This window comes from Marinomonas sp. 63XJN7_7_ISO-PGPR-S23-202 (assembly GCF_056173505.1).
The window spans coordinates 4743126-4765263 of record NZ_CM149677.1 but is presented as its reverse complement, the minus strand read 5'-3'; the positions used below and the strand labels follow the sequence as shown (position 1 = coordinate 4765263).

The following is a 22138-nucleotide window of genomic DNA, read 5'->3' as shown; positions in this document are numbered from 1 at the left end:
TAAATGATGTTTTTATCCCAAATCAAACAAGGCGGGGTGGTGTGTCGCTATCCAGAGGGTGCAAATGGTATGGCCCATCAAGTGAACCATGCCGTCAGTATTTATCAATTGGCGTGTGATGCCATAGAACAAGGTATTTCGTTGGCGACCTTGGTTGAGCAATTAGGTCTAGGTGAAGAAGTGAGCTTAGCCGAGCTGGCTAAGGCCAATCGCTTGGATTGCCCGGTGCGTCACCCGGACCCTGCTCACATGTATCTGACGGGAACAGGCTTGACTCACTTAGGGTCGGCTGCCACACGTAACGCCATGCATGCCAAAAGCGAAGAGCTAACCGACTCCATGAAGATCTTTCAAATGGGGGTTGAAGGTGGCAAACCCGCCAACGGCGAAGTGGGGGTGCAACCAGAATGGTTTTACAAAGGGAATGGCGCAGGCGTCATCGCGCCGGGTGAAGCATTGCCATCCCCTGCGTTTGCATTGGATGGCGGCGAAGAGCCGGAAATCGCCGGTTTTTATCTGATTGGTAAAAACGGCAAGGTCCATCGCATTGGCTATACCTTGGCGAATGAATTCTCAGATCATGTCACCGAGCGCCAGAACTATTTATACCTAGCCCATTCGAAACTGCGTCCAGCGGCGTTTGGTCCTGAATTGCTGGTGGGGGACTTGCCTGAGCATATAGAAGGCCATTCGCGTATTGAACGAGGTGAGCAAACCTTATGGGAAAAAGGTTTTTTATCCGGCGAAGAGAATATGTCGCACACCTTTAAGAACCTTGAGCACCATCATTTTAAATACGACATTTTCCGTCAACCGGGGGATTTGCATGTGCATATGTTTGGCACAGCCACCTTGTCGTTTGCCGATGGTATTCAAGCAAAAGAAGGGGATGTGTTTGAAATTTCGTCACCCAGCTTCGGCTTACCGTTGCGTAATCCACTGGCGAAAGCAGACGAGCTGGACACAGAGGTTACCTCATTATGAATAAGCAAAATGACGCGGTTTACCCAGATTTAAAAGGTCGCACCGTATTTGTTTCTGGTGGCGCAACGGGCATCGGTGCGGCGATTGTTGAGGCCTATGCGTTACAAGGTGCCAAAACGGCGTTTGTCGATTTGGATGAAGCGGCGGGAAAAGCGTTAGAGAAACGCCTTAAAAAAGAAGGTGGCGAAGTGCGTTTTGAGGTCTGTGATATTACCAAGGTAACAGACTATCAACGGGTGATTCGTGATGCGGCAGAAGCGTTTGGGCCGATCAGTGTCTTGCTCAATAATGCCGCCAATGACGTGCGCCATTCTTTAGAGTCCCTGACCGAAGCGCGTTTTGATGAACTGGTGGCTGTCAATATGAAACATGCCATGTTTGCCGCACAGGCGGTGGCCCCCATGATGCGTGAACTAGGTGGTGGCTCGATTATCAATTTTGGTTCAGTGGGCTGGATGATGGCATCGGCCGGTTATCCAACCTATGGCGCAAGCAAGGCGGCAGCCCATGGTTTAACCCGTTGTTTAGCAAGAGATTTAGGCGGCGATGGTATTCGCGTGAATACCTTGGTGCCTGGTTGGGTGATGACAGAAAAGCAGCTGCGCCTGTGGGTGGATGACGCTGCTGAAGAGAAGATCAAACAAAGTCAGTGTTTAAAGGGCAAAGTACTGCCTAAACACGTTGCCAATATGGCGTTATTTTTAGGTTCTGATGCCGCAGCCATGTGCTCCGCCCAGAACTTTATTGTCGATGGAGGTTGGGTATGACAGATTCTAAAGAAAACAAGTTCGTACCAAAAGAATGGCCACGCAAATTACGTTCAACAGAATGGTTCGGCGGTACCTCACGGGATCATATTTATCATCGTAGTTGGATGAAAAACCAAGGCTTGCCAGCGGATTTATTTGACGGTCGTCCTGTGATTGGTATTTGTAACACTTGGTCGCAATTAACACCGTGTAATTCCCATCTTCGCGATCTTGCTGAGCGGGTCAAACACGGTATTTATGAGGCGGGTGGTTTGCCTTTGGAGTTTCCTGTGTTTTCCGTGGGGGAGAGCTCCCTCCGCCCAACGGCTATGATGTATCGCAATATGGCGGCCATGGATGTAGAAGAAGCGCTACGAGCCAATCCATTGGATGGGGTGGTGCTGTTAGCTGGCTGTGATAAAACCACCCCTGCTTTGATAATGGGGGCATGCAGTGTGGATATTCCTGCCATTATGGTGTCTGGCGGCCCCATGCTAAACGGTTACTTTCGAGGTGAGCCAGTAGGGTCAGGGACCGCTTTGTGGCAAATGTCGGAAGACATCAAAGCGGGCAACATGACGCAAGAGGATTTCCTTGAAGCCGAGCAGTCCATGTCTCGCTCTGTCGGGTCCTGTAATACCATGGGCACCGCCAGCACCATGGCGTCTATGGCAGAAGCCTTGGGCTTGGCGTTATCTGGCAATGCGGCAATTCCGGCCGTGGACAGTCGCCGTCGAGTCATGGCGCACCTGACCGGACGTCGTATCGTCGATATGGTGAAAGACGATTTGAAACCGTCGGACATTTTGACCCGTCAGGCCTTTGAAAATGCTATTCGCGTCAATGGTGCCATTGGCGGCTCGACCAATGCCGTGATCCATTTACTAGCGATTGCTGGCCGCGTGGGCGTGGATCTCACCTTAGACGATTGGGATAAGTTTGGCCAAGACATTGCCACCATTGTGAACCTGATGCCATCGGGCAAATATTTGATGGAAGAGTTTTTCTATGCAGGAGGCTTACCTGTGGTGATTAAGCATCTCGCCGAAGCAGGCAAACTGCATAATAACGCGCTGACGGTATCGGGCTCATCCATATGGGAAGAAGTGCAAAACGTCAAAAATTGGAACCCTGATGTCATCTTGCCTGTCGAAAAAGCCCTAACCCAGAAAGGCGGTATTGTCGTTTTGAAAGGGAATTTGGCACCTAAAGGCGCGGTGTTAAAACCGTCTGCGGCGTCCGAGCATTTGTTACAACATCGTGGTCGTGCGGTGGTGTTTGAAGACATTGACGATTACAAAGCGAAAATCAACGATGAGAATCTCGACATCGATGAAAACTGCGTCATGGTGCTGAAAAACTGTGGTCCGAAAGGTTACCCAGGTATGGCGGAAGTGGGCAATATGGGCTTGCCGCCAAAAGTGTTACGCAAAGGGATTAAAGACATGGTGCGTATTTCCGATGCGCGTATGTCCGGGACGGCCTATGGCACAGTAGTGTTGCATACCACACCAGAAGCCGCCGCTGGCGGGCCATTAGCGGTGATTCAAAATGGCGATATGATTGAACTGGATGTTAAGAATCGTCGTTTGCATGTGGATATTTCTGATGAAGAAATGGCCCAGCGCTTAGCCAATTGGGAAAGCCATTTGGAAAAACCCAAAGGCGGTTATATCAAGCTGTTTCACGACCATGTGCAAGGGGCGGACACTGGAGCCGATTTTGATTTCTTAAAAGGTTGCCGTGGTGCGGCCGTGCCAAAAGACAGTCATTAATCTCTTTGAGTGTAATTCCAATAAAACACAGATACCTTGCCTCTTTGGGCGGGGTGGTTCATTTTAAAAAGAGAAGGAGAAAGTATGTTAACAGGACAGCATTTTATCGCCGGTAAATGGGTAAAAGGCGACGCAACATTTTCTTCCAGTCCGGCCACGGGCTCCGCACATGAATTTGCTGTGGGTCGGGTAGCGGATGTCAACGCAGCGGCGGAAGCCGCCGAAGCGGCATTTGAGGTTTATGGTTATAGCGCTCGTGAAGACAGAGCGGCTTTTTTGCATGCTATTGCTGACGAAATCGATGTATTAGGTGATCAAATTACCGACATGGGTGTACAAGAAACAGGTTTACCCGCTGCGCGTTTGCAGGGGGAGCGGGGTCGTACTACAGGACAACTGCGTTTGTTCGCAGAGCGTATTGTGTCCGGCGAATACTTAGACCGTCGTTTTGATGAAGCCTTGCCAGATCGTGCGCCACTGCCGCGCCCTGATATGTATATGGTACAACGCCCGATTGGCCCTGTTGCCGTGTTTGGGGCATCCAACTTTCCGTTGGCGTTTTCAACGGCAGGTGGCGATACGGCAGCGGCGTTAGCAGCAGGTTGTCCGGTGATTGTGAAAGGCCACTCGGCGCATCCTGGCACTGGCGAGCTGGTGGCGCAGGCGATAGAAGCGGCCATCAAGCGTTGCAATATGCCAGCGGGTGTATTCTCGTTGATTCAGGGCGGTAATCGCCAAGTCGGGCAGGCGCTGGTGCAGCATCCGTTTGTCAAAGCGGTAGGCTTTACTGGCAGTTTAGCCGGTGGTCGTGCTTTGTTTGATTTATGTGCCGCACGCCCTGAACCGATTCCCTTTTTTGGTGAACTGGGGTCGGTGAATCCTATGTTTGTGATGCCAGAAGCGGTGAAAAATCGTGCGCAAGAGCTAGGTAAAGGCTGGGCGGGTTCATTAACCATGGGCGCAGGGCAGTTCTGTACCAATCCTGGTATTGCGGTGATGGTGGATAACGCTGACTCTCGCGCCATGATTGAAACGGCGAGCGCTGCGTTATCAGAGATACCTGTGCAAACCATGCTAACGGACGGCATTGCCGATGCCTACCGTTCAGGTGTGGCGGCGATGGATGAAAGTGGTATCAAGCCCGTGTTGCGTACTGAAGATAGTCAAGGACGTCGCGCATTACCGAACCTGTTTACCGTGTCTGCTCAGGCTTGGTTGGATAATCCGACATTGCACCATGAAGTGTTTGGCCCATTAGGCTTGGTTGTATTGGCAGACAGTGTTGAGCAGATGGTCGAGCTGGCCCGTCATTTGGAAGGTCAACTGACATGCACGATACACCTTGATGATGGCGATTATGCTGCATGTCAGAAACTCTTACCGATTCTGGAGCGCAAAGCTGGGCGGTTATTGGCGAATGGCTTCCCTACAGGAGTGGAGGTCAATGACACCATGGTACATGGGGGTCCTTACCCTGCGTCCACGAACTTTGGAGCAACCTCCGTGGGGACGTTATCGATTCGTCGTTTCTTGCGCCCAGTGTGTTATCAAAATATCCCCAAAGCCTTGTTGCCGAAAGATCTAGATTAGGTTTGTAGCACTTGCGTTGAGATCGCGTCGACGGCGGGCATTATCCCCCAGTCACTGGTGTTCAGTGGCTGGGGGATGGGTCAAGCACTGTGTGTTATGACGCAGGCGTTGACGCTGATTGTTCAGACAGCAGGCCCTTAGCCATCTCCATCGCTTCCTCACGGGACGCAGTAAGAAGCAAGGGGTAGCCCCAGAATTTGGCGAAGAGCACCGCAAACGCCTTGAAGCCAAGGCGTTTGGCTGAGTTGGATTCAATCAGAATCATGGCCAGAACCAGCTTGCGTAACTCGGTCTTGTGCTTTTTCATCCAGAGCGCGGTGCGTTTCTTCTCTGCAGGCGAGTGCTCGTGGCCTTCTTCTGGCGCACTATCGGTCAATATCACGAAGGGCTCCCCGCGTTGCAAAGTGGCCTCGAACGCTGCAAAGTCCTCTTCGTGGTCGTGCCCTGGCTCGTGCGAAAAACTCATCCAAACATAGGGGAAGTTTGCGCTATTCATTGACATAATGTGCTCCTTTTCTCTTGAGGTGGCGCCAGGTGGTCAAAATGGCGAACACGCCTGGTAAGGTGATAAAGAAAACGGCTGAGAAGGCAACGTACCAACCGTCGCGCAAGCCGTCGGAAATTCCGCCGAGGGTATTCAGGGCAACCATCAGGCCACCAAGAATTAATGCAGCCCATTGCGCTTTTGTGGTTCCGCTCAAGGCCAGCAGGATCGTGACAATCCAACAACCATAGAATGCGGAAAACACCCACAGTATGTGGGGGTCAAAGGTAATTTCTGGAGCCGCTCCATGGGCTCGCACAAAGTTGTTTACGTAAAAGAACAACTGGAAGGTGACATAAAGTACGGCACCTGCGCCAGTGGTCAGCCAGAACAAGGCGACCCTGTTCTGTTGGGGTAAGGTCGCGGGAGGCCGTTGGTAAGCGTTAGATTCGGATGACATAGTTTTCTCTCTTATAATGTTAGGATAGTACAGAGCGGGTGTGCCATGCAGGGCACACTCACAACTTGTAGTTCAGCGTTAGCATTACGTTACGCGGTGCGCCATAACTCACCGTGTCGAAATCGCCTTTTTGTAGCGCGTACTTCTTGTTGAACAGGTTATTGACGTTAACTGCCACGTTGATCTTTTTAGTGATGTCGTAACGTCCCATTAGCGATACCAGAGCATAGGAAGCTTGTTCCCCTCCCAAGGTGCTAGTACCAGTATTGGGCGCTTGATAGAAGCGGCTTTGCCATCTCACCCCTCCGCCGAGCGTCAACTTGTTCCACTCTCCAGGCAACTGGTAGGTGGTGAAAAGTTTGGCCGTGGTACGTGGAATTTGCGAATTCAAACGGACGCCATCACCATCATGCGCGGTGAAGTGGGAAAGGCCCGCGTAGATATTCCAGCCAAGCGCCAATTCGCCTTGTAAATCCAGTTCAAATCCGCGCGACTTCGTCCCATCAGAGCCTTTGTAGGCTTGGGCGCCGCTTGGCGTATAGGACCCGGCGACGAGCTGTGCTGCGTTGTTTAGCTCTGTCTCGAATAAAGACACCGACGCATTCAGACGACCGTTCAGATAAGTGCTTTTAAGGCCGGTTTCTTTGGTTTTCCCCTTGGATGGCGTGAGCAGATTGCCGTTTTTGTTCCGATAGCCTGTTTGCGGATTGTAGATAGCGGTGTAGCTCACGTAGGCCGAATAGGTCTTGTTGATGTCGTAGACCAAGCCCGCATATGGGGTGAATTCACTGCTTTTTTTGTAGTGTGACGGTGTACCGTTGACGTTTTCGTCGACTTCGTAACTGCTGAGGCGACCGCCGATAATGAGTTTTAAAGGATCAGCCAGCGAAAACCGGGCAGCACTATAGATACCATTCTGTTTGATTCGAGTGTTGGTCGGCGTTGGTGTCTTGGCGCTGAAGTTAGGTTCTGGGAAGGCTGGGCTCAATGTATAGATATTGACAGGCACAAGACTCGCATAAAACGGTGCGATATCCTCCCGGTCGGACGTGCGGTGGGAATGTGATGCCCCCACCACTAGCTCATGTTGGCGACCCAGTAGTTCGAAGGGGCCACTTGCCATCACATCGAAGGTGTTTTGGCGGCTATGACCGTCAGACGACAGTGCGACGGGGTAGGCTCCGTTGGGATAAGTGCCCAGTCCCGTGGCGCGATTAGGACGACCGACTAGGCCGAGCAGTTGAGTATCGAATTCCGTGCGGTATTGGTTAGCAATTCCGCGGACCTTCCAGCCGTTGTCAAAATGGTGCTCGATTTCGGCAAACGTCGTCTTAAGGGTGTTGTTCCAGTTACTCCAGCTCTGCGCGTAGTTTTTAGAGCGAGAATAATCAATCTGTGTGCCGTCGCTGAACCATAGCGGTAAGCCGCCCCAGGTTGAACCTTTTGGTTCGCTGTTCTGGTAGTCATAACCCAAGCTCAGAGTTGTGTCCTCGGTCAGATCCGCCTCGATAATACCGTAGAAGCCTTTTCTCTTCGGCTTATAGCCGTCAAGATATGAGTGTCCATTTTGGAATGTCCCCACTATACGGGCGCGAACACGGCCATCTTTGGTTAACGGGGTCGAGATGTCGGCCATGCCTCGATGGGTGTCCCAACTCCCCGTGCTGAGTGAGGCGGACCCAGAGAAGTTACGGGTCGGTCGTTTGCGTACTAGGTTGATGGCGGCCGAGGGGTTGCCTGTTCCAGTCAGTAAGCCGGAGCCACCGCCGACGACCTCTACGCGATCATAGAACGCGGTATCGATAGAGCCAATGCCGCTTCCATTGACAACGTTGCCGACGATGGTGGGGATACCGTCGTACTGAATATTGTTGATTAAGAAACCTCGTGAATAGAAACTCGTCCGCCCGGTGTCTGCCTGGTTCGCCGAGATCCCCGTGGTGTTTTCTAATACCTGCTGCACGGAATCCAATTGTTGGTCGTTCATGCGCTGACGTGTGACCACCGTCACCGACTGCGGTGTTTCCTTCGGTGACAGCGACAGGCCTGTTGCCGCCGATGTCACGCCCGTTGTGTAGGACCCCGTACCTTCGGTGGTCGCCATATCCGAGCGGCCCGTTACGGTGAGGGTAGGCAAGTCAGTTTCCGTTTGAGAATTTTTATCTGATTTGTCTTTGGTCTGTTCTGACTTAGCTTTGACCTGCCCTGAGTTAGCTTTGACCTGTCCTGATTCGGCGGCGAAGGCACTTTGCGCGCTGATGAGAATTGCCGCCGCAACGGCTGAGCTGAGCAGGGTACGAGGCGCAATTCTGATGGATCCTTTATACAACCCATCCAGATGAGGGTAGACGGCGGGCTCTACCCCCCTATCAACAGAGCAACGAAACTTTCCATTAGTTGTTAAATAAAACATTAATAATACTCATTTGCATTTAGATGCTTTATTTAATAATGAAACGCTATAAAGGTAATGGTGAAATTCGGCCATATTATTATTCATTTAGGCCAAATGTACTTGTCTCTCTATTTTTTGGCCGTATTGCCTAATCAATTGTCTTAATTTGGCAGTGTAGAAGTGTCTTCATGTGGTGAGACCGCGCTTCATCGTCGTTTGTCATACGTCAACCAAAGCGTGTTAGACCTTGGTTGGTTTCTGTTCTAATTCCGCGAGCACCAAACGCTTAAGCTGATTAGCAAGTGGAGAAAGCTGGCGGTCTCGCATTTGCAATAAATAGTATGGACTCATAATGATCTGTCGGTCCAGCTTCAGGGCTTTTAAATTGGCATCGACTAAGTCGCTGGTGAGCAGGTCGATGACTTCTCGCGCCATGGGGGCGATAGCGTTGGAAGACACCAGTATGGCCATGAGGGCCAGTAGGGAGGTACTGTTGATGATGCTAACGGGTAATTCTGCACTTTCCTCCATAAAGGCCGCTTCAACCGCTTCACGTATGGGGGCTCGATGTGACTGCATGACCCATTCGAAATGGGCGAGATCGTGGACACTGATACGCTCTTGGCCCGCTAATGGGTGATCTTTGCGAGCCACCAAGGTGACGGATTCGGTTCGTGCAGGATAGACGTGAAACATATTGGCATCGTATTGTTTGGGAATGCGAGCGAGGACAAAGTCATTGTTCCCGGCGATGAGGTCTTTTACAAGGGCGTCGCTGGTGTCGACATTGATATTGATTTCGGCTTTAGGGGCAATGGCTCTGAGTTGATGCATAGCAGGGATAACAAACCCCACGGCTGCGCCCGTTACGGCTCCAATGGCGGCGGTACCGCCGCCACCTTCTTTAAGCTCTTCCACTTCACGGGAGAGGTCTCTTAGTTCGACTAATAAATTGTGGGCACGTCGTGCAACCGATTGGCCTACGAGAGTGGGTTCCATGCCCTTGGCGTGACGGGTAAAGAGTCGCGCCCCCAAGGTGTTCTCAATATCGCTTAACATACGGGAGGCAGCGGGTTGCGTCATGGCCATTTCATCCGCCGCTAGACTAATTTGTCCATGCTCGGCGATTACCGAAATCAAACGCAGTTGGTTGAGCTTTAAGTGCTTGGCTAGACCAATGTCCATGTAACGAACTCCATTATTATTGTTCTGGTATTTTGTTATTTTATCGATATCGTATATTACTTGTTTTAGATGGCTTTACTGTAGGGAAAGTTTATATGGCGTTATCGCAAGGGGAAATAAAAACAATACAAAAACACTTGCCTGAAAAAGAGTTTATTATTTTATGTGCTTTGTTGATGTCGTTAACTGCATTAAGTACCGATGCCGTCTTACCGGCTTTCTCGCAAATAGCCCATGCCTTAGGGGTTATTGATTACCAAAAAACGCAATGGATAATCTCGGCGATGATTTTTGGTATGGCATTTGGTGAAATCACATTTGGCCCTTTGTCCGATGTGATTGGTCGAAAAAAAAGCATTAGTTTAGGCATCTGTATTTTTATTATCGGCTCTGTCGTGGCTTTATGCGCAACGTCACTGACCGGCTTATTAATAGGCCGCTGTATTCAAGGGTTTGGTTTGGCGGGACCGAAAATCGCTTCGCGCGCCTTAATTCGTGATTTGTATAAAGGCACGGCCATGGCACGCATTATGTCTTACACCATGATGATTATTATTTTAGTGCCTATGTTAGCGCCAGCGTTTGGGCAGTTGGTGATGTTACTCGGAAGCTGGCGTTGGGTGTTTGGGGTCTTGATTCTTCAAGCTTTGATTGCTGTGATTTGGTTGGCCATTCGACAACCGGAAACCTTGCCGCCAGCCATGAGGCATCCATTCCAGTGGGCTCGCTTAAGAAAAGATGCCCGATTTTTTCTCTCGCAACGAGAGGTGATGGCGTATACCTGTATCGCAGGTTGTATCTTTGGCTGTGTGATGTTGTATTTGAGTATTGCTCAGTCGATTTTTCAAGATATTTATCAGGCTGGCACCCGCTTTCCTTTGTATTTTGCTTTGCTTGCTGCAGGCTCTGTCTTAACCAATTTTTTTAATGGCAAAATCGTACAACGTGTTGGCATGATGCGTTGTTTAGTGGCGGCGTTAAGCGTGTTACTTTTTTCATCGTTTTTACTGTTTATGATTGCTTTGAGTTATTCTGGCAAGCCGCCTTTTATTTTATTTATGCTCATTGCTATGGTGATGTTTTCTTGCTTTGGCATGATCTTTGGTAATGTAAATGCCATGGCAATGGAGCCATTAGGGCATATGGCAGGCCTTGGTGCATCGATGATTTCGTCTATTTCTAGCTTGGTTGCGATTGTTTTTTCGGTCTTTATGGGACAGTTTTACCATTTTTCAGTGACACCATTAGCCGTGGCTTTTGTATTGGTCGCGAGTCTCACTCTAATATTATTGGCTTTCGCTAAATATGATGTTAAATATATTTTGCAAGGTTTCTTTAAATGATCATGATATTTGTCATAACGTGAGATAATTGACTAAGATAAAGTTTTCAAGGATTAAAAACGTTATCTAGATTGTTGTTTTTTAATCGGTTGATTTTATGAATGTATACCAAGGAAGGGGTTGAGTTTGTGTTAATAAGACGTTTGCCAGAACAAGAGTTTGTCGCCTTGTTTGCTTTAATCATGTCACTGACAGCATTGAGCATGGACGCCATTCTTCCTGCTTTTTCTTCTATTTCCTCCGATCTGAACATTCAAAACTACCAACACACACAATGGATCATCACGGTTCTGATTTTAGGAATGTCGTTTGGCGATATGCTATTTGGGCCGCTTTCTGATGCCATTGGTCGTAAAAACAGTATTTTTCTTGGTGTCGGTATTTTTATTAGTGGCTCCATTATCGTGGTGTTTTCGACCAGTTTATCCATGTTGTTGATTGGTCGAGCGATTCAAGGGATTGGCTTGTCGGGGCCAAAAATTGTTTCCCGAGCCTTGATTCGCGATTTATATTGCGGTGCTGCCATGGCGCGCATTTTATCCTATGTGATGATGGTGTTTATCCTAGTGCCTATGCTGGCGCCTGTTTTTGGGCAGTTCATTATGTCTTTGACGAGTTGGCGCGGGGTGTTTGTGGTGTTGATTGTGCAAGCCTTGATGGCTTCAGCGTGGTTGTTTTACCGTCAAATGGAAACCTTACCTTGTGAGTGTCGTGTTCCTCTGGATAGGGCTCGTTTGATGAAAGATGCACGTTTTATTTTATCGCGCCGCGATGTGATCGCTTACACTTTGGTTTCAGGCTGTATTTTGGGTGGGTTATTTTTATATCTGAGCATCGCTCAGTCCCTCTTCCAGGATGTGTATCAAGTGGGCAACAAGTTTACTGGGTATTTTGCCTTGCTTGCTGGGTTTTCTGGGGTAAGTAATTTCTTCAACGGACGCATTGTACAGAAAATTGGCATGATGAAATGCGTTGTTAGTGCTTTATCTGTGTTGTTATGTTCGTCTTTTTTATTGTTTCTCGCGACCTGGTACTACTCCGGTATACCTCCATTTTGGCTATTTATGGGGTTAGGGGCCGTGATGTTTTCTTGTCTTGGTATGGTGTTCGGTAATGTGAATGCCATGGCGATGGAGCCATTAGGTAAAATAGCGGGTCTCGGAGCGTCAATGATTTCGTCGTTATCCAGTTTCACGGCGATTGTTGCAGCGGCCTTTGTGGGTCAGTTTTATCACTTTAGTGTCATGCCGTTAGCCGGAGGATTCGTCCTTTTTACCAGTTTGGCCTTGTTGTTTCTTAAAGTTGCCAAACACGGCTCCACCGTATCCATTAGTGGCGTTTATTGGTTAGAAGAGATATATCGAGATAAAGCGAAATAGTCATTTTTTTCGCGTATAATGATGGGTCTTACTCATTTATTTCGAATCTGGTAACTCTCTCAATATGCGTCCTCATTTTTCTCCCCTTGCCCGCGAACTCTTCCACATGACTTGGCCAATGCTTTTTGGGGTATTGTCATTGATGAGTTTTCAGCTGGTGGACAGTGCCTTTATTGGTCAGTTGGGGGTATTACCCTTAGCGGCTCAAGGTTTTACCTTGCCTATCCAAATGATTGTGATTGGCTTGCAAGTGGGGTTGGGAATCGCGACTACGGCGATTATCTCCCGCGCATTAGGAGCGAAAAATACTCGCTATGCTAAGCAATTAGGGGGATTAGTACTGATGATGGGGAGCCTGGGTATTGCTTTCTTTACGGTGCTGATTTGGCTATTACGCCATCCCATTTTAGCCCTATTAAGTGCCCCCCATTCTGTCTACCCCGTGATTGATTCTTACTGGCCCCACTGGTTACTCAGTGCATGGGTTGGCGCCTTGATTTATTTTTATTACAGTATTTGTCGATCCAATGGCAATACACTCTTGCCTGGCATCATGATGATAGTGACCAGTCTATTGAACTTGGCGTTGGATCCTATTTTCATTTTTACATTGCATTTTGGAATTAATGGTGCCGCCATCGCGACCACCGTTGCCTTTGGCATTGGGGTATTGATTGTTGCCCCCCAAGTGGCTCGTAAGCGTTGGATTACCTTTGATTGGAAAGACCTTAAAGTCAGCAAAAGTTTGGCTGATATCGGTCATATCATGGGGCCAGCCATGGTGAGTCAATTACTGCCTCCCGTCTCGTCTATGCTGGCGACGAAATTGATTGCGGGCTTTGGAACTGCGGCCGTGGCATCTTGGGCGTTGGGCTCAAGGTTTGAGTTTTTCTCCATTGTCTCGGTGCTAGCGCTGACGATGTCCATGCCGCCAATGGTTGGGCGATTATTAGGAGAAAGGCGTTTAGGTGATGTGCGTTATATCGTGCGCCTGGCATGTCGCTTTGTGTTGGCGTTTCAATTGTTTATTGCGGTGGTGACCTTCTCTATTTCGGGGCTGCTAGCCGGTTTAATGACCAGCGATAAAGAGGTGTCGGGGATTTTACATTGGCATCTCATGATCATTCCATTGAGTTTAGGGGCATTGGGCGTTTGCATGCTGATGGTCTCTATTTCCAATGCATTGGGTAAATCCTACACCGCGCTTACCATTTCAGCCCTACGCCTGTTTGCCTTCTTCTTACCCTGCTTATGGATTGGCTCACAAATCGCTGGATTAAAAGGTCTCTTCTTCGGTGTTCTGATTGGCAACATTCTTGCAGGTATTTGTGCTTGGTTTATGTATCAAAGAGCACTGGTTCAAGTTGAGAATAGAGTTTAATACAGGCCTTCCTATTGTCTCTGCGTTGATTCGAGGTCGTCATGGATGACGTCTCATCCTTTCCTAATATTAAAGTGCTTCCTTCGATAAGCTAAACCATCAATTTGCTGTTATTCCGTGTAATTGGTGTGCCTATTTTCTCAGGATAGATTGCTTGATCGTATTTGAGCATCATCTAAAATGGGCGCTTATTTGCTTTGGTTGTTTTTCTGATTAAAAAAAAGACAAAGAAGTCGCGGGAAAAATTTATTCTTATTACTTACTAAATGGTAAAAATTTGAATGGATTAAATCTTGTTTTTTTAATGATCTCTTGAGAGTTTTATTATAGTTGATTGCTAAAGGTTGCACCTCATTTAGAAACGTCATATTTAGATGACGATACTCATTTCTAATTCAATAGAAACTCATAAATATCATGAAATTACATGTTGTTTTAAATGATATTTAGTTGATTAAACCAGAAAATTAAGCGTTGGAGCCGATTTTAAAATATAAGTCCATTTTAGCATAAATGCTTAATGCTATATTCTACTAATCAAACAAAAGGAATTTGAAATGAACGATCTAAATGTAATGTTTTTTTCTGAAAAAGACAGCCATGGAAAAGATTTTTTGAATCGAGGGCTATACCCGATTATGGGCTCTTCACATGCTATTTCTCGTGTTCGTGATCAAATTAAGTTTTCGGCAAATATGAGTTTCCCAATCTTCATTTCTGGCGAAATAGGTACTGAAAAATACTCAGTTGCTAAGACGATACATAATAAACGAGGGTTAGAAAACAAACCGTTTACCCATGTCTGCTCTAACATGCATGACGTAGAAAGTTATAAAAAAATATTAGAAAAGAGTATAGAAAATTCACAAGGTGGTACGCTCTACCTATCGGAAGTGGATCTTTTACCTGATGATTTAAAGGACTATTTGATCAGCTTTTTTGTGGAAGAGAAGGTCAGTGAGCAACTCTTTAAAAATGATATAAAATTGGTAATATCTTGCACTAACTCATTGATATACAGTAATTCTTGTTCTCAATATATTGCCAGGATTTTTAGCTGTAGCGTACCACATTTAGAAATTCGAATCCCCCCTCTACGAGAGAGGAAAGAAGATCTTCAAACCCATGTGAATTACATTCTTCAGAATATATTGCTAAGCCGACGTTTGTCTTTAGATAGTGACGCTATGGATCTGTTTCTGAGTTATCACTGGCCGGAAAATCTAGATCAGTTGCAGCGAGTATTATATCTATTGGCCTCATATTGCGAACACAATATTACGCTAGAAGATGTGGCTGCATTAAATCTGTTCGAAAAAGAGAAAGAAGAACGCGATGTTATTGAGCTGATACTGTCCCAAGATATGGAGCACTTTAAACATGTTCATCCAGGGCTTAAAAAAGCGCTTGCTTATATTGGGGAAAACTTCAAAGAAGATATTACCCTGTCCTCCTTGTCCAATTTTGCTTGTACTAGCGCCTCTCATCTCTCCTTTTTATTTAGAAATCATCTAGACCTTCCTTTTAAAAGTATTCTTGTTCAAGTTCGAGTGCGTTATGCCAAAAAACTGATTGAAACCTCACCACAAATGAAAATCACAGACATTAGTTTACAAGCGGGCTTTGGTGATTTAAGCCATTTTGAAAAAATGTTTAAACGTTATTTTGGTTGTACGCCAAGACAATATCGTCAAAAACTACGTTTAGATAAAAAAATATCTATTACCGCATGATTGCATTGAAACCTCCTAGTTTTTAGTGATTCTCACTGAGATGACAAGGAAAAAAATACTTAATATGAATGTTATCGAAGGCACTGAAAGAGATCAAAGATGCAGATTGATATAGAAAAAATGTTAGCAGAATGGTCACCGATTAGCTCTCGCGATATGTACCTGAATATGGTGGCGGATTCCTTGGGTAAAGCATCAGAAAATGCGACCCATGCTCAGCAACAGATGCAGACCATCACCGTGACGAACACTACGTTAGGATCTGGACTTATTTACTCCATTGCAGCAAAAGACTCTTAAATCGATTAGAACGCAATCTTTGCAACGGGGTTCTACTGTTTTATCACATAGTGCGGATCTCACTCTTGAAATCAATTCTGAGTGATATTGAATCAATTTTTAGGAGAAAGGTATGCCAGTAAATGAACAAATCACAGATTCCATCACACAGGTAAATACCAGTGTGATGGGTGAAACACCAGCCATGGCCATGGGGAATTTACTCATGTCAACCAGTCATGCATTAAGTGTTGCGGCGCATAATGCAACGGCGGCTCAGCAACAAGCTCAAATCACCATGCAAGCTGCCACTGTGCAAGGTGTGAATTCATTGATGGTGATTGGCTCTGCGGTCATTGGCCGGGGTACCGAAAGCATCATTGAGAAAGGCTAATTCGACGTTAGCGTTAGCTTCATATTGTTATCAATTTAAACAGTAAAGGAATAAAACATGCCAGTTAATGAGCAAATTACCGATTCAGTTACCCAAGTGAATACCAAAGTTGTTGGTGAAACGCCAGCTATGGCCATGGGCAATTTACTAATGTCTACCAGCCAAGCGTTAGGTACGTCAGCGCACAACGCAACGGCGGCACAGCAACAAGCGCAAATTACCATTCAGGCTGCAACTGTTCAGGGAATCAATTCCCTGATGGCAATCGGTTCAGCGGTAACCGGTCGAGGTGCTGAGAGCATCATCGAAAAAGGCTAATTCAGCCCACTAATCGTAAACATTCATAAAAGAAAGGAGTTAAACCATGCCAGTTAATGAACAAGTCACCGACTCAGTTACCCAGGTAAATACCAAAGTGGTTGGCGAAACACCCGCGATGGCGATGGGCAACTTGTTGATGTCGACCAGTCACGCGTTGAGTACTTCGGCACATAATGCGACGGCGGCACAGCAACAAGCTCAAATCACCATGCAGGCCGCCACAGTGCAAGGTGTTAACTCATTGATGTCCATTGGCTCTTCGGTTATTGGCCGCAGTGCTGAAGGCATCATTGAGCCTGGTTAATATCATTTCAATGCAACATTAATTTCTAATTAACCCCCTTAAAAAAGGATCGCAGAGTTCGTAAATATCGTCTCCTGTGATCCTTTCATTAATCAAAAAGGAGCATTTTTATGCCAGTTAATGAACAAGTCACCGACTCGGTCACCCAGGTAAACACTAAAGTCGTAGGTGAAACGCCAGCTATGGCGATGGGTAACTTATTGATGTCAACCAGTCATGCATTAGGTACCTCTGCCCATAATGCGACGGCGGCTCAACAACAAGCTCAGATCACCATGCAGGCCGCTACGGTGCAAGGTGTGAACTCACTTATGGCTATTGGCAGTTCTGTTATAGGACGAAGTGCTGAAGGTGTGATTGAAAAAGACGCCTAAGGTCGTTATCACGCTCTGACCCGTCTTAGCGGGCCAGAGTGACATTTTCGTAGGAGAATTAGATGAAGAGACTAAACGCACCGCCTGACGCAGATATGTCAGCATTAAACGCCGCCAATCAGTCCGTTGCTCAGTCGACCGCCATGGCGTTAGCGGATGCCACAGACAACTTGCGTAATTTGAATACTTTGAGCACCACAGCCATTGGCACTGCATTGAGTCAATTGCTCGAAACAGGTGATACCAAATATATGGATATCATCATTCAAGCGCAAAAGGTAGTCACAAATGGGGCTGAAAACTTTGGTGCAGTCGGTGAAAAAATTGCCAGTGTTCTATACGACAGAACCTCACAGTAGCGAGCCCTTTCTCAATGCTTATTGCATGAGATGGGATAAGCCATTGACTATTGATATTTGCATTTAAGGAGTGAAGATGACACAGCAGGACATGCGCTTTGAAAATGAGTTTGAACAAGAGCTGCCAGCTGCAGCCATGAAAGAATTTAATACGTTACAGTCTTTTTCGATGCAGCCTACTAGCCTGTTAGAAACGACGTTAATCGATACATTAGGTTTATCGATGCATAACGCCGTGACTAATCAGCAGCAGTCGCATATGACAACCGCAGCTTCCATCACCAATACTTGCGCACGACTGTTGCAAACGAAAATCGCTGTGACGCCTCCTTCTTCTGACCGCAAACTTGATGATGTTAGCCTCAAGGACCCACAAGAGGAGGACAAGGTGATGAAACCAACGAAGAAGACCAAAAAGAAAAGGGCGCGGCTGAGTTTATTTGGTTTTATGAGAAGAAAAAAAGGAGCGGATGATGGAAAAGCTGAGTGAACTTAAGTTTGACATGAGTGCACAGTTAGAGCAGGTCGAAGCTTTCACTAGTCAGCAATTGCAGGTTGTGGAAGAGATGATCAATAGTACTCATGAAAAGCTCTCTGTTTCAGATGCAAATAAAGCGGTGGAACAAGTCGGCCAAGAAGTCACCGGAATACTAAGTTCCCTAGAAGAGCGTCTCGAAGAAGAAATGGACAAAATTAACCAGCAGCTGGAAGGCTTGCTACCAACGAATAATCAATAGAGGTTGTTATGGCTAAGAAACCACTCGTCGTCAATGAACAAATTACAGACTCCCTAACCCAAGTAAATTCGCAAGTTTTAGGCGGTAGTCCCGCCAGCGCTATGGGCAATTTATATACTGCCATGGGATTAGCTATGTCTAATCTTAATAGCAACGCGACCAGCTCTCAGCAGCAAGCGAATATTGGAATGCAAGCGGCCACCGTACAGGGAGTGAACTCATTGACAGCCATTGGCGGCGCAGTACTGAGTCGCGCCTCTGAAAGTATCGTGGAAAAAGACGCTTAATAACAGCAGGTATAGACGCCGGGTCGTCAATTCTACTTGCTTATACCGTTTATTAATTCATTGTGGTCTGATCGTATGCGTTCTATCCGGCAAGATGATCAGATGAAAAAGGCCAATAATAGATTGGCCTTTTTCAGTGCCAACGCATGTTCAGCTCTGGAGAAATGATGAGTGAAGATAAATCCAAAGATTTGCAGCAAGTCACCGTGATGATTGATCAATTGGCTGACTCGGCCATGACCGACACCATGGGACTACAGATGCAAAATGCCGTCACCATCCAACAAGGCATGCAAACCATCAGCAATACCGCGACCTCAACTGCCTGCGCATTAATCCTTAAAAAAGGCGGCTAATGAGAGATGACCCATGGCCAATGAAAGTGCAGCTGACAAGGCTCGCCAGTCTATCGCCCAATCTACCGCCATTGCCGTACAAGACGCGGCGGACAACCTGCGCAATTTAAATACCATTAGCACCACGGCCATTGGTGTCGCTATGGCTGAACTGATCGCCACTGGCGACCCAAAATACATCACTGTCATAGAACAAGCGCAGAAAATCATGGAAAAAGGTACCGCCAACTTCGCCGATCTAGGTACCAAGGCCGCTGATGTTGCTAAAGGTTTTGGCTGATTTCCCCCTCGTTTAGACCAAGTAGCGACGGCTTGTCGTTGTTTAAACTCACCATCTTATTTCTCCACCCTATACCAAGAAAACCTTATGAGACTACTACTCAATTTAATCATGCTCGCCTGGCTTGGCGTTATTATGCTTTATCTCTTGGGCCCTAACTTTAAACTCATGGTAGATGTCCTTTTGTAAGCACTGTGTTTTACCAAGGCAACAATACACCAAGGGACAATACTAGAGTGCACTATTTTCAGCATAATCCACAGCAAGCTTGTCCGTTAGAGAGTAACCCATTAAATAGCCCCCTCTTGCCGACGCCGTTACGCTCGGCAAGAGGGGGCCTTTGTGCGTTACTCAAAACGAAAAGCAAAATGAAGGCCAGCAATACTCTGTAGTAAGTTTACGTCCTTTACAAGGCTCGGATGCCCCACAATTACTCGAATGCATGACTGATGAGCAATGCGCGGACCTTGCCATTGAACCGCTTCGCTCCTTAGCGCAAGCGGAGCGCCTGGTCACAGGGCTGGGCTATTCACAGAGTCTAAATATTTGGAAACACTGTGTTTAAAGTCTGTTACTCCGAGGTTAATAGTCTTAGATAACTTAACCTAGGTAATGGGAATTAAAAATTCAAAACCATTATCTAGGAGTAAGTCATGTCAGGTAAGATTACCAAATCAAAAACTAAAGCAGTTAAACAAAGAGTTGATGCTTATATAACCAATAAAGTATTAGAAATATTAGCAATACCAGTGAAAGAGGCTGCATTAGAAAGTGAACGTAAGATGGAATCAGCAAAAAAAAATCGTGATTTGTACTATTATTATCTCAAAGGCGGTAATGCGCTATCCCGTCTGAAAAAAGAGCCAGTTACTGGGGACTGGGATTTTCAACTTATCCCTCAACTTGACCTTTATCATGATTGGGCATCCTCCGTAAAGAATAATTCTAAGCTAAAAAAACTGACGGATAATATTCTTAATATTCTTATAGATAGCTCCAAAAAATTACAAAATATAGATGATAATATAGCAAAGAATGTTAAGAGATTTATTGATGAAGATGTAAAAATAAAAATAGCCGAAATCATTAAAGATGAAACGAATAGAGAAGTTAAAGTAAAATATAAAGGTAATGTCCTTCGTGCTTATAGTGTAGGGCAGGAATTTCAGTACTGTTCTGAATGGGTATTAAAAAACTGCTCAAAATTTGATAAAAAAGAATCAAGGATAATATTGAAGGATAATGCATCCACTAATTTAGATAAAACAAAAGAAAATTTAATGAATCTCGAATTTTCAGACTACTGTACTCCGGCGATTTATATAAATAATACCATCCCTGGTTTCTTGCTTTTCCGCTTGGCATTACAGTACGACTTTGAAGTTACTTTTGAATCGGAAATAGAAAACTTACGCTTTAAGTCAGAAATTGTTGATATCTCCATTCCACGCATCGGTAATCCAGAGACTTATCTGAGTGCTCAATCTGAGATGACTGTTTTAGGTAAAGATGTAAATACCGAGTTTACGATTCCTGGCTGGCGATATCATTTGTTTGAAAACTTGCTGTTGATAGGTGAAATTGAACTGGGTATCAGCGGTAGCCCACAAAAAGAACAAAAGCGCAAAGATCGTTCAATTGAAGCGATGTCCCAATTGATTGAGCTTAACCCCATTCCCATTGCTGGACAGTCCAATATACTGAAAAGTATATGTGAATGTGGTCATTTGAAAGAAAGAGATGCGCAGATAGAAAGTGACGCTAAATGTTCAGTGTATCCTCAGGTACAGAAAGACTTTTTGTGTGAATCTGATCACCATGCAGCCTCTATTTCATCCACGAGTTGGATTGAAGCAAAAACAAAAGCAAAAAAATGCTTAGAGTCACGTTTCAGCGCTCTTTATATGGAGACGGGCAAGAAGGATGTCAAAATATTGATGAACAAATTGCCTAAACTAAAATCCTTTGCTTTGAACCCAATGAAATTGTCTCAGATCCGTGGCGCTCTAAGCGCCTTAGTTGCTCCCGATCCGACAGTTAAAATGGGAGAATCGGTTGTATATACTATGCGTTTAGACCCTTTTCTTAGTTCAGCTTATCACTGTGGAGCGGAGTTTTGTCATGATGGCTCTAAGGTATTTGCAGTTAGCTCTGTATTTAAACAAGGTGAATTGAACAAAGTAAAAGAACTGGATTACCCTTTTGGTATTGTCAAAATTCAGCTTAGTTCTACAGGGATGACAGCCATTAAAGCCAAAAAAAATAAGACTGTGCAAGCAGGAGATGTAAAGGTGAAAGATATAACGTGGCTTGATAATGATAATGTGCTGGTTAGTTTAAATGGTGCTTCTGTTGGCCTATCGGCAAGTTTGCAAGGCACAACTTTCACGACATTGTTGCACTTCGAATACAACAAATTATTAGACAATCAGGTAACTGACTCTGAATTTCTTAAATATTGGGAGCTCACAAAAGAGCCACTAGAACAACATAACAATTATAAAATACAGTCTTACGTTTTGAAAGATGAACCTTGTTCTGATCTGTTAATGGAGTACTTAGAGAAAACGATGCTGATTCATATCCGTCACCCAATCATGGAACTATACCGTCGCTTTATGCAGTGTAATGCTGACCCCCTGACCTCCTGCCCCGTGTGTCAGGGTGGTTGTTATAAACAGACAGGGGACGGTAAGTGAAAACCAGTGGATTACCAGAGATATTCAAGTGCCTTTAAGAATTTGATATAAATAACAATTAGTTAACACAAGGAGGGAAGTTTGGGGTCAGATCAAAAACTGGAAGTTTGGGGTCAGATCAAAAACAACTGAACGGGACCGTCACCCGAAATGATACCCTAGTTTCTTGATCGGACCCCAACACTTCACCAACACTTCATTTGCTTTTCGGGCCGGGTTTTAGGGGGGTGACTCGGCGGTTGGCGAGTTGTTCTATTTGCTGTTTGAATTTATCGTTGCCGAGGGCCATG

Annotated in this window: 25 protein-coding genes; 21 read left to right on the top strand and 4 right to left on the bottom strand. The window is 46.0% G+C overall.

The window, feature by feature from the left end:
* Positions 1 to 3: 3 nt before the first annotated feature.
* From araD1 to AC0VYG_RS21955, 4 genes are all read left to right on the top strand, one after another.
* Positions 4 to 984 (top strand): AraD1 family protein, encoded by a 981-nt coding sequence (gene araD1, locus AC0VYG_RS21970; RefSeq protein ID WP_475430005.1) that lies wholly within the window; start codon positions 4 to 6, stop codon positions 982 to 984.
* Positions 981 to 1751 carry an SDR family NAD(P)-dependent oxidoreductase gene (locus AC0VYG_RS21965; protein WP_475430004.1) on the top strand — a complete coding sequence of 257 codons (771 nt, stop codon included), beginning with the start codon at positions 981 to 983 and terminating at the stop codon, positions 1749 to 1751. The genes araD1 and AC0VYG_RS21965 overlap by 4 nt, the downstream gene beginning before the upstream one ends.
* Positions 1748 to 3508 (top strand): L-arabinonate dehydratase, encoded by a 1761-nt coding sequence (gene araD, locus AC0VYG_RS21960; protein WP_475430003.1) that lies wholly within the window; start codon positions 1748 to 1750, stop codon positions 3506 to 3508. Before AC0VYG_RS21965 ends, araD begins: the two co-directional genes overlap by 4 nt.
* An 84-nt stretch (positions 3509 to 3592) precedes the next feature.
* Positions 3593 to 5098 carry an aldehyde dehydrogenase (NADP(+)) gene (locus AC0VYG_RS21955; RefSeq protein WP_475430002.1) on the top strand — a complete coding sequence of 502 codons (1506 nt, stop codon included), beginning with the start codon at positions 3593 to 3595 and terminating at the stop codon, positions 5096 to 5098.
* 94 nt (positions 5099 to 5192) lie between these two features.
* Here AC0VYG_RS21955 and AC0VYG_RS21950 read toward each other — a convergent pair whose 3' ends face one another.
* The 4 genes from AC0VYG_RS21950 to AC0VYG_RS21935 form a co-directional block, all read right to left on the bottom strand.
* The gene (locus AC0VYG_RS21950) at positions 5193 to 5600 is read right to left on the bottom strand and encodes a hypothetical protein (protein WP_475430001.1); all 408 of its coding nucleotides are present in this window, start codon (positions 5598 to 5600) and stop codon (positions 5193 to 5195) included.
* Positions 5587 to 6042: a hypothetical protein gene (locus tag AC0VYG_RS21945; RefSeq protein WP_475430000.1), complete on the bottom strand. Its 456-nt coding sequence runs from the start codon at positions 6040 to 6042 to the stop codon at positions 5587 to 5589. Before AC0VYG_RS21945 ends, AC0VYG_RS21950 begins: the two co-directional genes overlap by 14 nt.
* A gap of 58 nt (positions 6043 to 6100) precedes the next feature.
* A complete protein-coding gene (locus AC0VYG_RS21940) occupies positions 6101 to 8455 on the bottom strand; it encodes a TonB-dependent siderophore receptor (protein WP_475429999.1) in 2355 nt (784 codons plus the stop codon).
* A gap of 222 nt (positions 8456 to 8677) precedes the next feature.
* A complete protein-coding gene (locus AC0VYG_RS21935; protein WP_475429998.1) occupies positions 8678 to 9622 on the bottom strand; it encodes a LysR family transcriptional regulator in 945 nt (314 codons plus the stop codon).
* Between the two features lie 95 nt (positions 9623 to 9717).
* Between AC0VYG_RS21935 and AC0VYG_RS21930 the strand changes: the two genes are divergently transcribed.
* From AC0VYG_RS21930 to AC0VYG_RS21850, 17 genes are all read left to right on the top strand, one after another.
* On the top strand, positions 9718 to 10965 hold the full coding sequence (locus tag AC0VYG_RS21930; RefSeq protein ID WP_475429997.1) for a multidrug effflux MFS transporter: 1248 nt from the start codon (positions 9718 to 9720) through the stop codon (positions 10963 to 10965).
* Positions 10966 to 11093: 128 nt separating this feature from the next.
* Positions 11094 to 12344, top strand: coding sequence for a multidrug effflux MFS transporter (locus tag AC0VYG_RS21925; protein WP_475429996.1), 1251 nt, complete (start codon positions 11094 to 11096; stop codon positions 12342 to 12344).
* Positions 12345 to 12408: 64 nt separating this feature from the next.
* Positions 12409 to 13725 (top strand): MATE family efflux transporter, encoded by a 1317-nt coding sequence (locus AC0VYG_RS21920; RefSeq protein WP_475429995.1) that lies wholly within the window; start codon positions 12409 to 12411, stop codon positions 13723 to 13725.
* Positions 13726 to 14282: 557 nt separating this feature from the next.
* Entirely contained in the window at positions 14283 to 15458 is a 1176-nt protein-coding gene (locus AC0VYG_RS21915) for a helix-turn-helix domain-containing protein (protein WP_475429994.1), read from the top strand.
* 99 nt (positions 15459 to 15557) lie between these two features.
* Positions 15558 to 15758, top strand: coding sequence for a RebB family R body protein (locus AC0VYG_RS21910; RefSeq protein ID WP_475429993.1), 201 nt, complete (start codon positions 15558 to 15560; stop codon positions 15756 to 15758).
* A gap of 112 nt (positions 15759 to 15870) precedes the next feature.
* Positions 15871 to 16131 (top strand): RebB family R body protein, encoded by a 261-nt coding sequence (locus tag AC0VYG_RS21905; protein ID WP_475429992.1) that lies wholly within the window; start codon positions 15871 to 15873, stop codon positions 16129 to 16131.
* Between the two features lie 57 nt (positions 16132 to 16188).
* On the top strand, positions 16189 to 16449 hold the full coding sequence (locus tag AC0VYG_RS21900; protein ID WP_067342298.1) for a RebB family R body protein: 261 nt from the start codon (positions 16189 to 16191) through the stop codon (positions 16447 to 16449).
* Positions 16450 to 16495: 46 nt separating this feature from the next.
* Entirely contained in the window at positions 16496 to 16756 is a 261-nt protein-coding gene (locus tag AC0VYG_RS21895; RefSeq protein ID WP_067342295.1) for a RebB family R body protein, read from the top strand.
* 110 nt (positions 16757 to 16866) lie between these two features.
* Positions 16867 to 17130, top strand: a complete 264-nt coding sequence (locus AC0VYG_RS21890; RefSeq protein WP_212653690.1) for a RebB family R body protein — start codon at positions 16867 to 16869, stop codon at positions 17128 to 17130.
* A 62-nt stretch (positions 17131 to 17192) separates the two neighbouring features.
* The gene (locus AC0VYG_RS21885; protein WP_475429991.1) at positions 17193 to 17489 is read left to right on the top strand and encodes a hypothetical protein; all 297 of its coding nucleotides are present in this window, start codon (positions 17193 to 17195) and stop codon (positions 17487 to 17489) included.
* Between the two features lie 76 nt (positions 17490 to 17565).
* Positions 17566 to 17979, top strand: coding sequence for a RebB family R body protein (locus tag AC0VYG_RS21880; RefSeq protein WP_475429990.1), 414 nt, complete (start codon positions 17566 to 17568; stop codon positions 17977 to 17979).
* Entirely contained in the window at positions 17960 to 18226 is a 267-nt protein-coding gene (locus AC0VYG_RS21875; protein WP_475429989.1) for a hypothetical protein, read from the top strand. The genes AC0VYG_RS21880 and AC0VYG_RS21875 overlap by 20 nt, the downstream gene beginning before the upstream one ends.
* 8 nt (positions 18227 to 18234) lie before the next feature.
* Entirely contained in the window at positions 18235 to 18513 is a 279-nt protein-coding gene (locus tag AC0VYG_RS21870) for a RebB family R body protein (protein WP_475429988.1), read from the top strand.
* 146 nt (positions 18514 to 18659) lie between these two features.
* Positions 18660 to 18869 carry a RebB family R body protein gene (locus AC0VYG_RS21865; RefSeq protein ID WP_475449879.1) on the top strand — a complete coding sequence of 70 codons (210 nt, stop codon included), beginning with the start codon at positions 18660 to 18662 and terminating at the stop codon, positions 18867 to 18869.
* A 13-nt stretch (positions 18870 to 18882) separates the two neighbouring features.
* Entirely contained in the window at positions 18883 to 19149 is a 267-nt protein-coding gene (locus AC0VYG_RS21860; RefSeq protein ID WP_475429986.1) for a hypothetical protein, read from the top strand.
* Positions 19150 to 19489: 340 nt separating this feature from the next.
* Entirely contained in the window at positions 19490 to 19714 is a 225-nt protein-coding gene (locus tag AC0VYG_RS21855) for a hypothetical protein (RefSeq protein ID WP_475429985.1), read from the top strand.
* A gap of 88 nt (positions 19715 to 19802) precedes the next feature.
* Entirely contained in the window at positions 19803 to 21848 is a 2046-nt protein-coding gene (locus tag AC0VYG_RS21850) for a hypothetical protein (RefSeq protein ID WP_475429984.1), read from the top strand.
* The last annotated feature ends 290 nt before the right edge of the window (positions 21849 to 22138 follow it).

Excerpts from the sequence above, each read along its gene's own strand:
- araD1 (WP_475430005.1), top strand. The coding sequence starts at position 4 with ATGATGTTTTTATCCCAAATCAAACAAGGCGGGGTGGTGTGTCGCTAT.
- AC0VYG_RS21965 (WP_475430004.1), top strand. The coding sequence starts at position 981 with ATGAATAAGCAAAATGACGCGGTTTACCCAGATTTAAAAGGTCGCACC.
- araD (WP_475430003.1), top strand. The coding sequence starts at position 1,748 with ATGACAGATTCTAAAGAAAACAAGTTCGTACCAAAAGAATGGCCACGC.
- AC0VYG_RS21955 (WP_475430002.1), top strand. The coding sequence starts at position 3,593 with ATGTTAACAGGACAGCATTTTATCGCCGGTAAATGGGTAAAAGGCGAC.
- AC0VYG_RS21950 (WP_475430001.1), bottom strand. The coding sequence starts at position 5,600 with ATGTCAATGAATAGCGCAAACTTCCCCTATGTTTGGATGAGTTTTTCG.
- AC0VYG_RS21945 (WP_475430000.1), bottom strand. The coding sequence starts at position 6,042 with ATGTCATCCGAATCTAACGCTTACCAACGGCCTCCCGCGACCTTACCC.
- AC0VYG_RS21940 (WP_475429999.1), bottom strand. The coding sequence starts at position 8,455 with ATGTTTTATTTAACAACTAATGGAAAGTTTCGTTGCTCTGTTGATAGG.
- AC0VYG_RS21935 (WP_475429998.1), bottom strand. The coding sequence starts at position 9,622 with ATGGACATTGGTCTAGCCAAGCACTTAAAGCTCAACCAACTGCGTTTG.
- AC0VYG_RS21930 (WP_475429997.1), top strand. The coding sequence starts at position 9,718 with ATGGCGTTATCGCAAGGGGAAATAAAAACAATACAAAAACACTTGCCT.
- AC0VYG_RS21920 (WP_475429995.1), top strand. The coding sequence starts at position 12,409 with ATGCGTCCTCATTTTTCTCCCCTTGCCCGCGAACTCTTCCACATGACT.
- AC0VYG_RS21915 (WP_475429994.1), top strand. The coding sequence starts at position 14,283 with ATGAACGATCTAAATGTAATGTTTTTTTCTGAAAAAGACAGCCATGGA.
- AC0VYG_RS21910 (WP_475429993.1), top strand. The coding sequence starts at position 15,558 with ATGCAGATTGATATAGAAAAAATGTTAGCAGAATGGTCACCGATTAGC.
- AC0VYG_RS21905 (WP_475429992.1), top strand. The coding sequence starts at position 15,871 with ATGCCAGTAAATGAACAAATCACAGATTCCATCACACAGGTAAATACC.
- AC0VYG_RS21900 (WP_067342298.1), top strand. The coding sequence starts at position 16,189 with ATGCCAGTTAATGAGCAAATTACCGATTCAGTTACCCAAGTGAATACC.
- AC0VYG_RS21895 (WP_067342295.1), top strand. The coding sequence starts at position 16,496 with ATGCCAGTTAATGAACAAGTCACCGACTCAGTTACCCAGGTAAATACC.
- AC0VYG_RS21890 (WP_212653690.1), top strand. The coding sequence starts at position 16,867 with ATGCCAGTTAATGAACAAGTCACCGACTCGGTCACCCAGGTAAACACT.
- AC0VYG_RS21885 (WP_475429991.1), top strand. The coding sequence starts at position 17,193 with ATGAAGAGACTAAACGCACCGCCTGACGCAGATATGTCAGCATTAAAC.
- AC0VYG_RS21880 (WP_475429990.1), top strand. The coding sequence starts at position 17,566 with ATGACACAGCAGGACATGCGCTTTGAAAATGAGTTTGAACAAGAGCTG.
- AC0VYG_RS21875 (WP_475429989.1), top strand. The coding sequence starts at position 17,960 with ATGATGGAAAAGCTGAGTGAACTTAAGTTTGACATGAGTGCACAGTTA.
- AC0VYG_RS21870 (WP_475429988.1), top strand. The coding sequence starts at position 18,235 with ATGGCTAAGAAACCACTCGTCGTCAATGAACAAATTACAGACTCCCTA.
- AC0VYG_RS21865 (WP_475449879.1), top strand. The coding sequence starts at position 18,660 with ATGTTCAGCTCTGGAGAAATGATGAGTGAAGATAAATCCAAAGATTTG.
- AC0VYG_RS21860 (WP_475429986.1), top strand. The coding sequence starts at position 18,883 with ATGGCCAATGAAAGTGCAGCTGACAAGGCTCGCCAGTCTATCGCCCAA.
- AC0VYG_RS21850 (WP_475429984.1), top strand. The coding sequence starts at position 19,803 with ATGTCAGGTAAGATTACCAAATCAAAAACTAAAGCAGTTAAACAAAGA.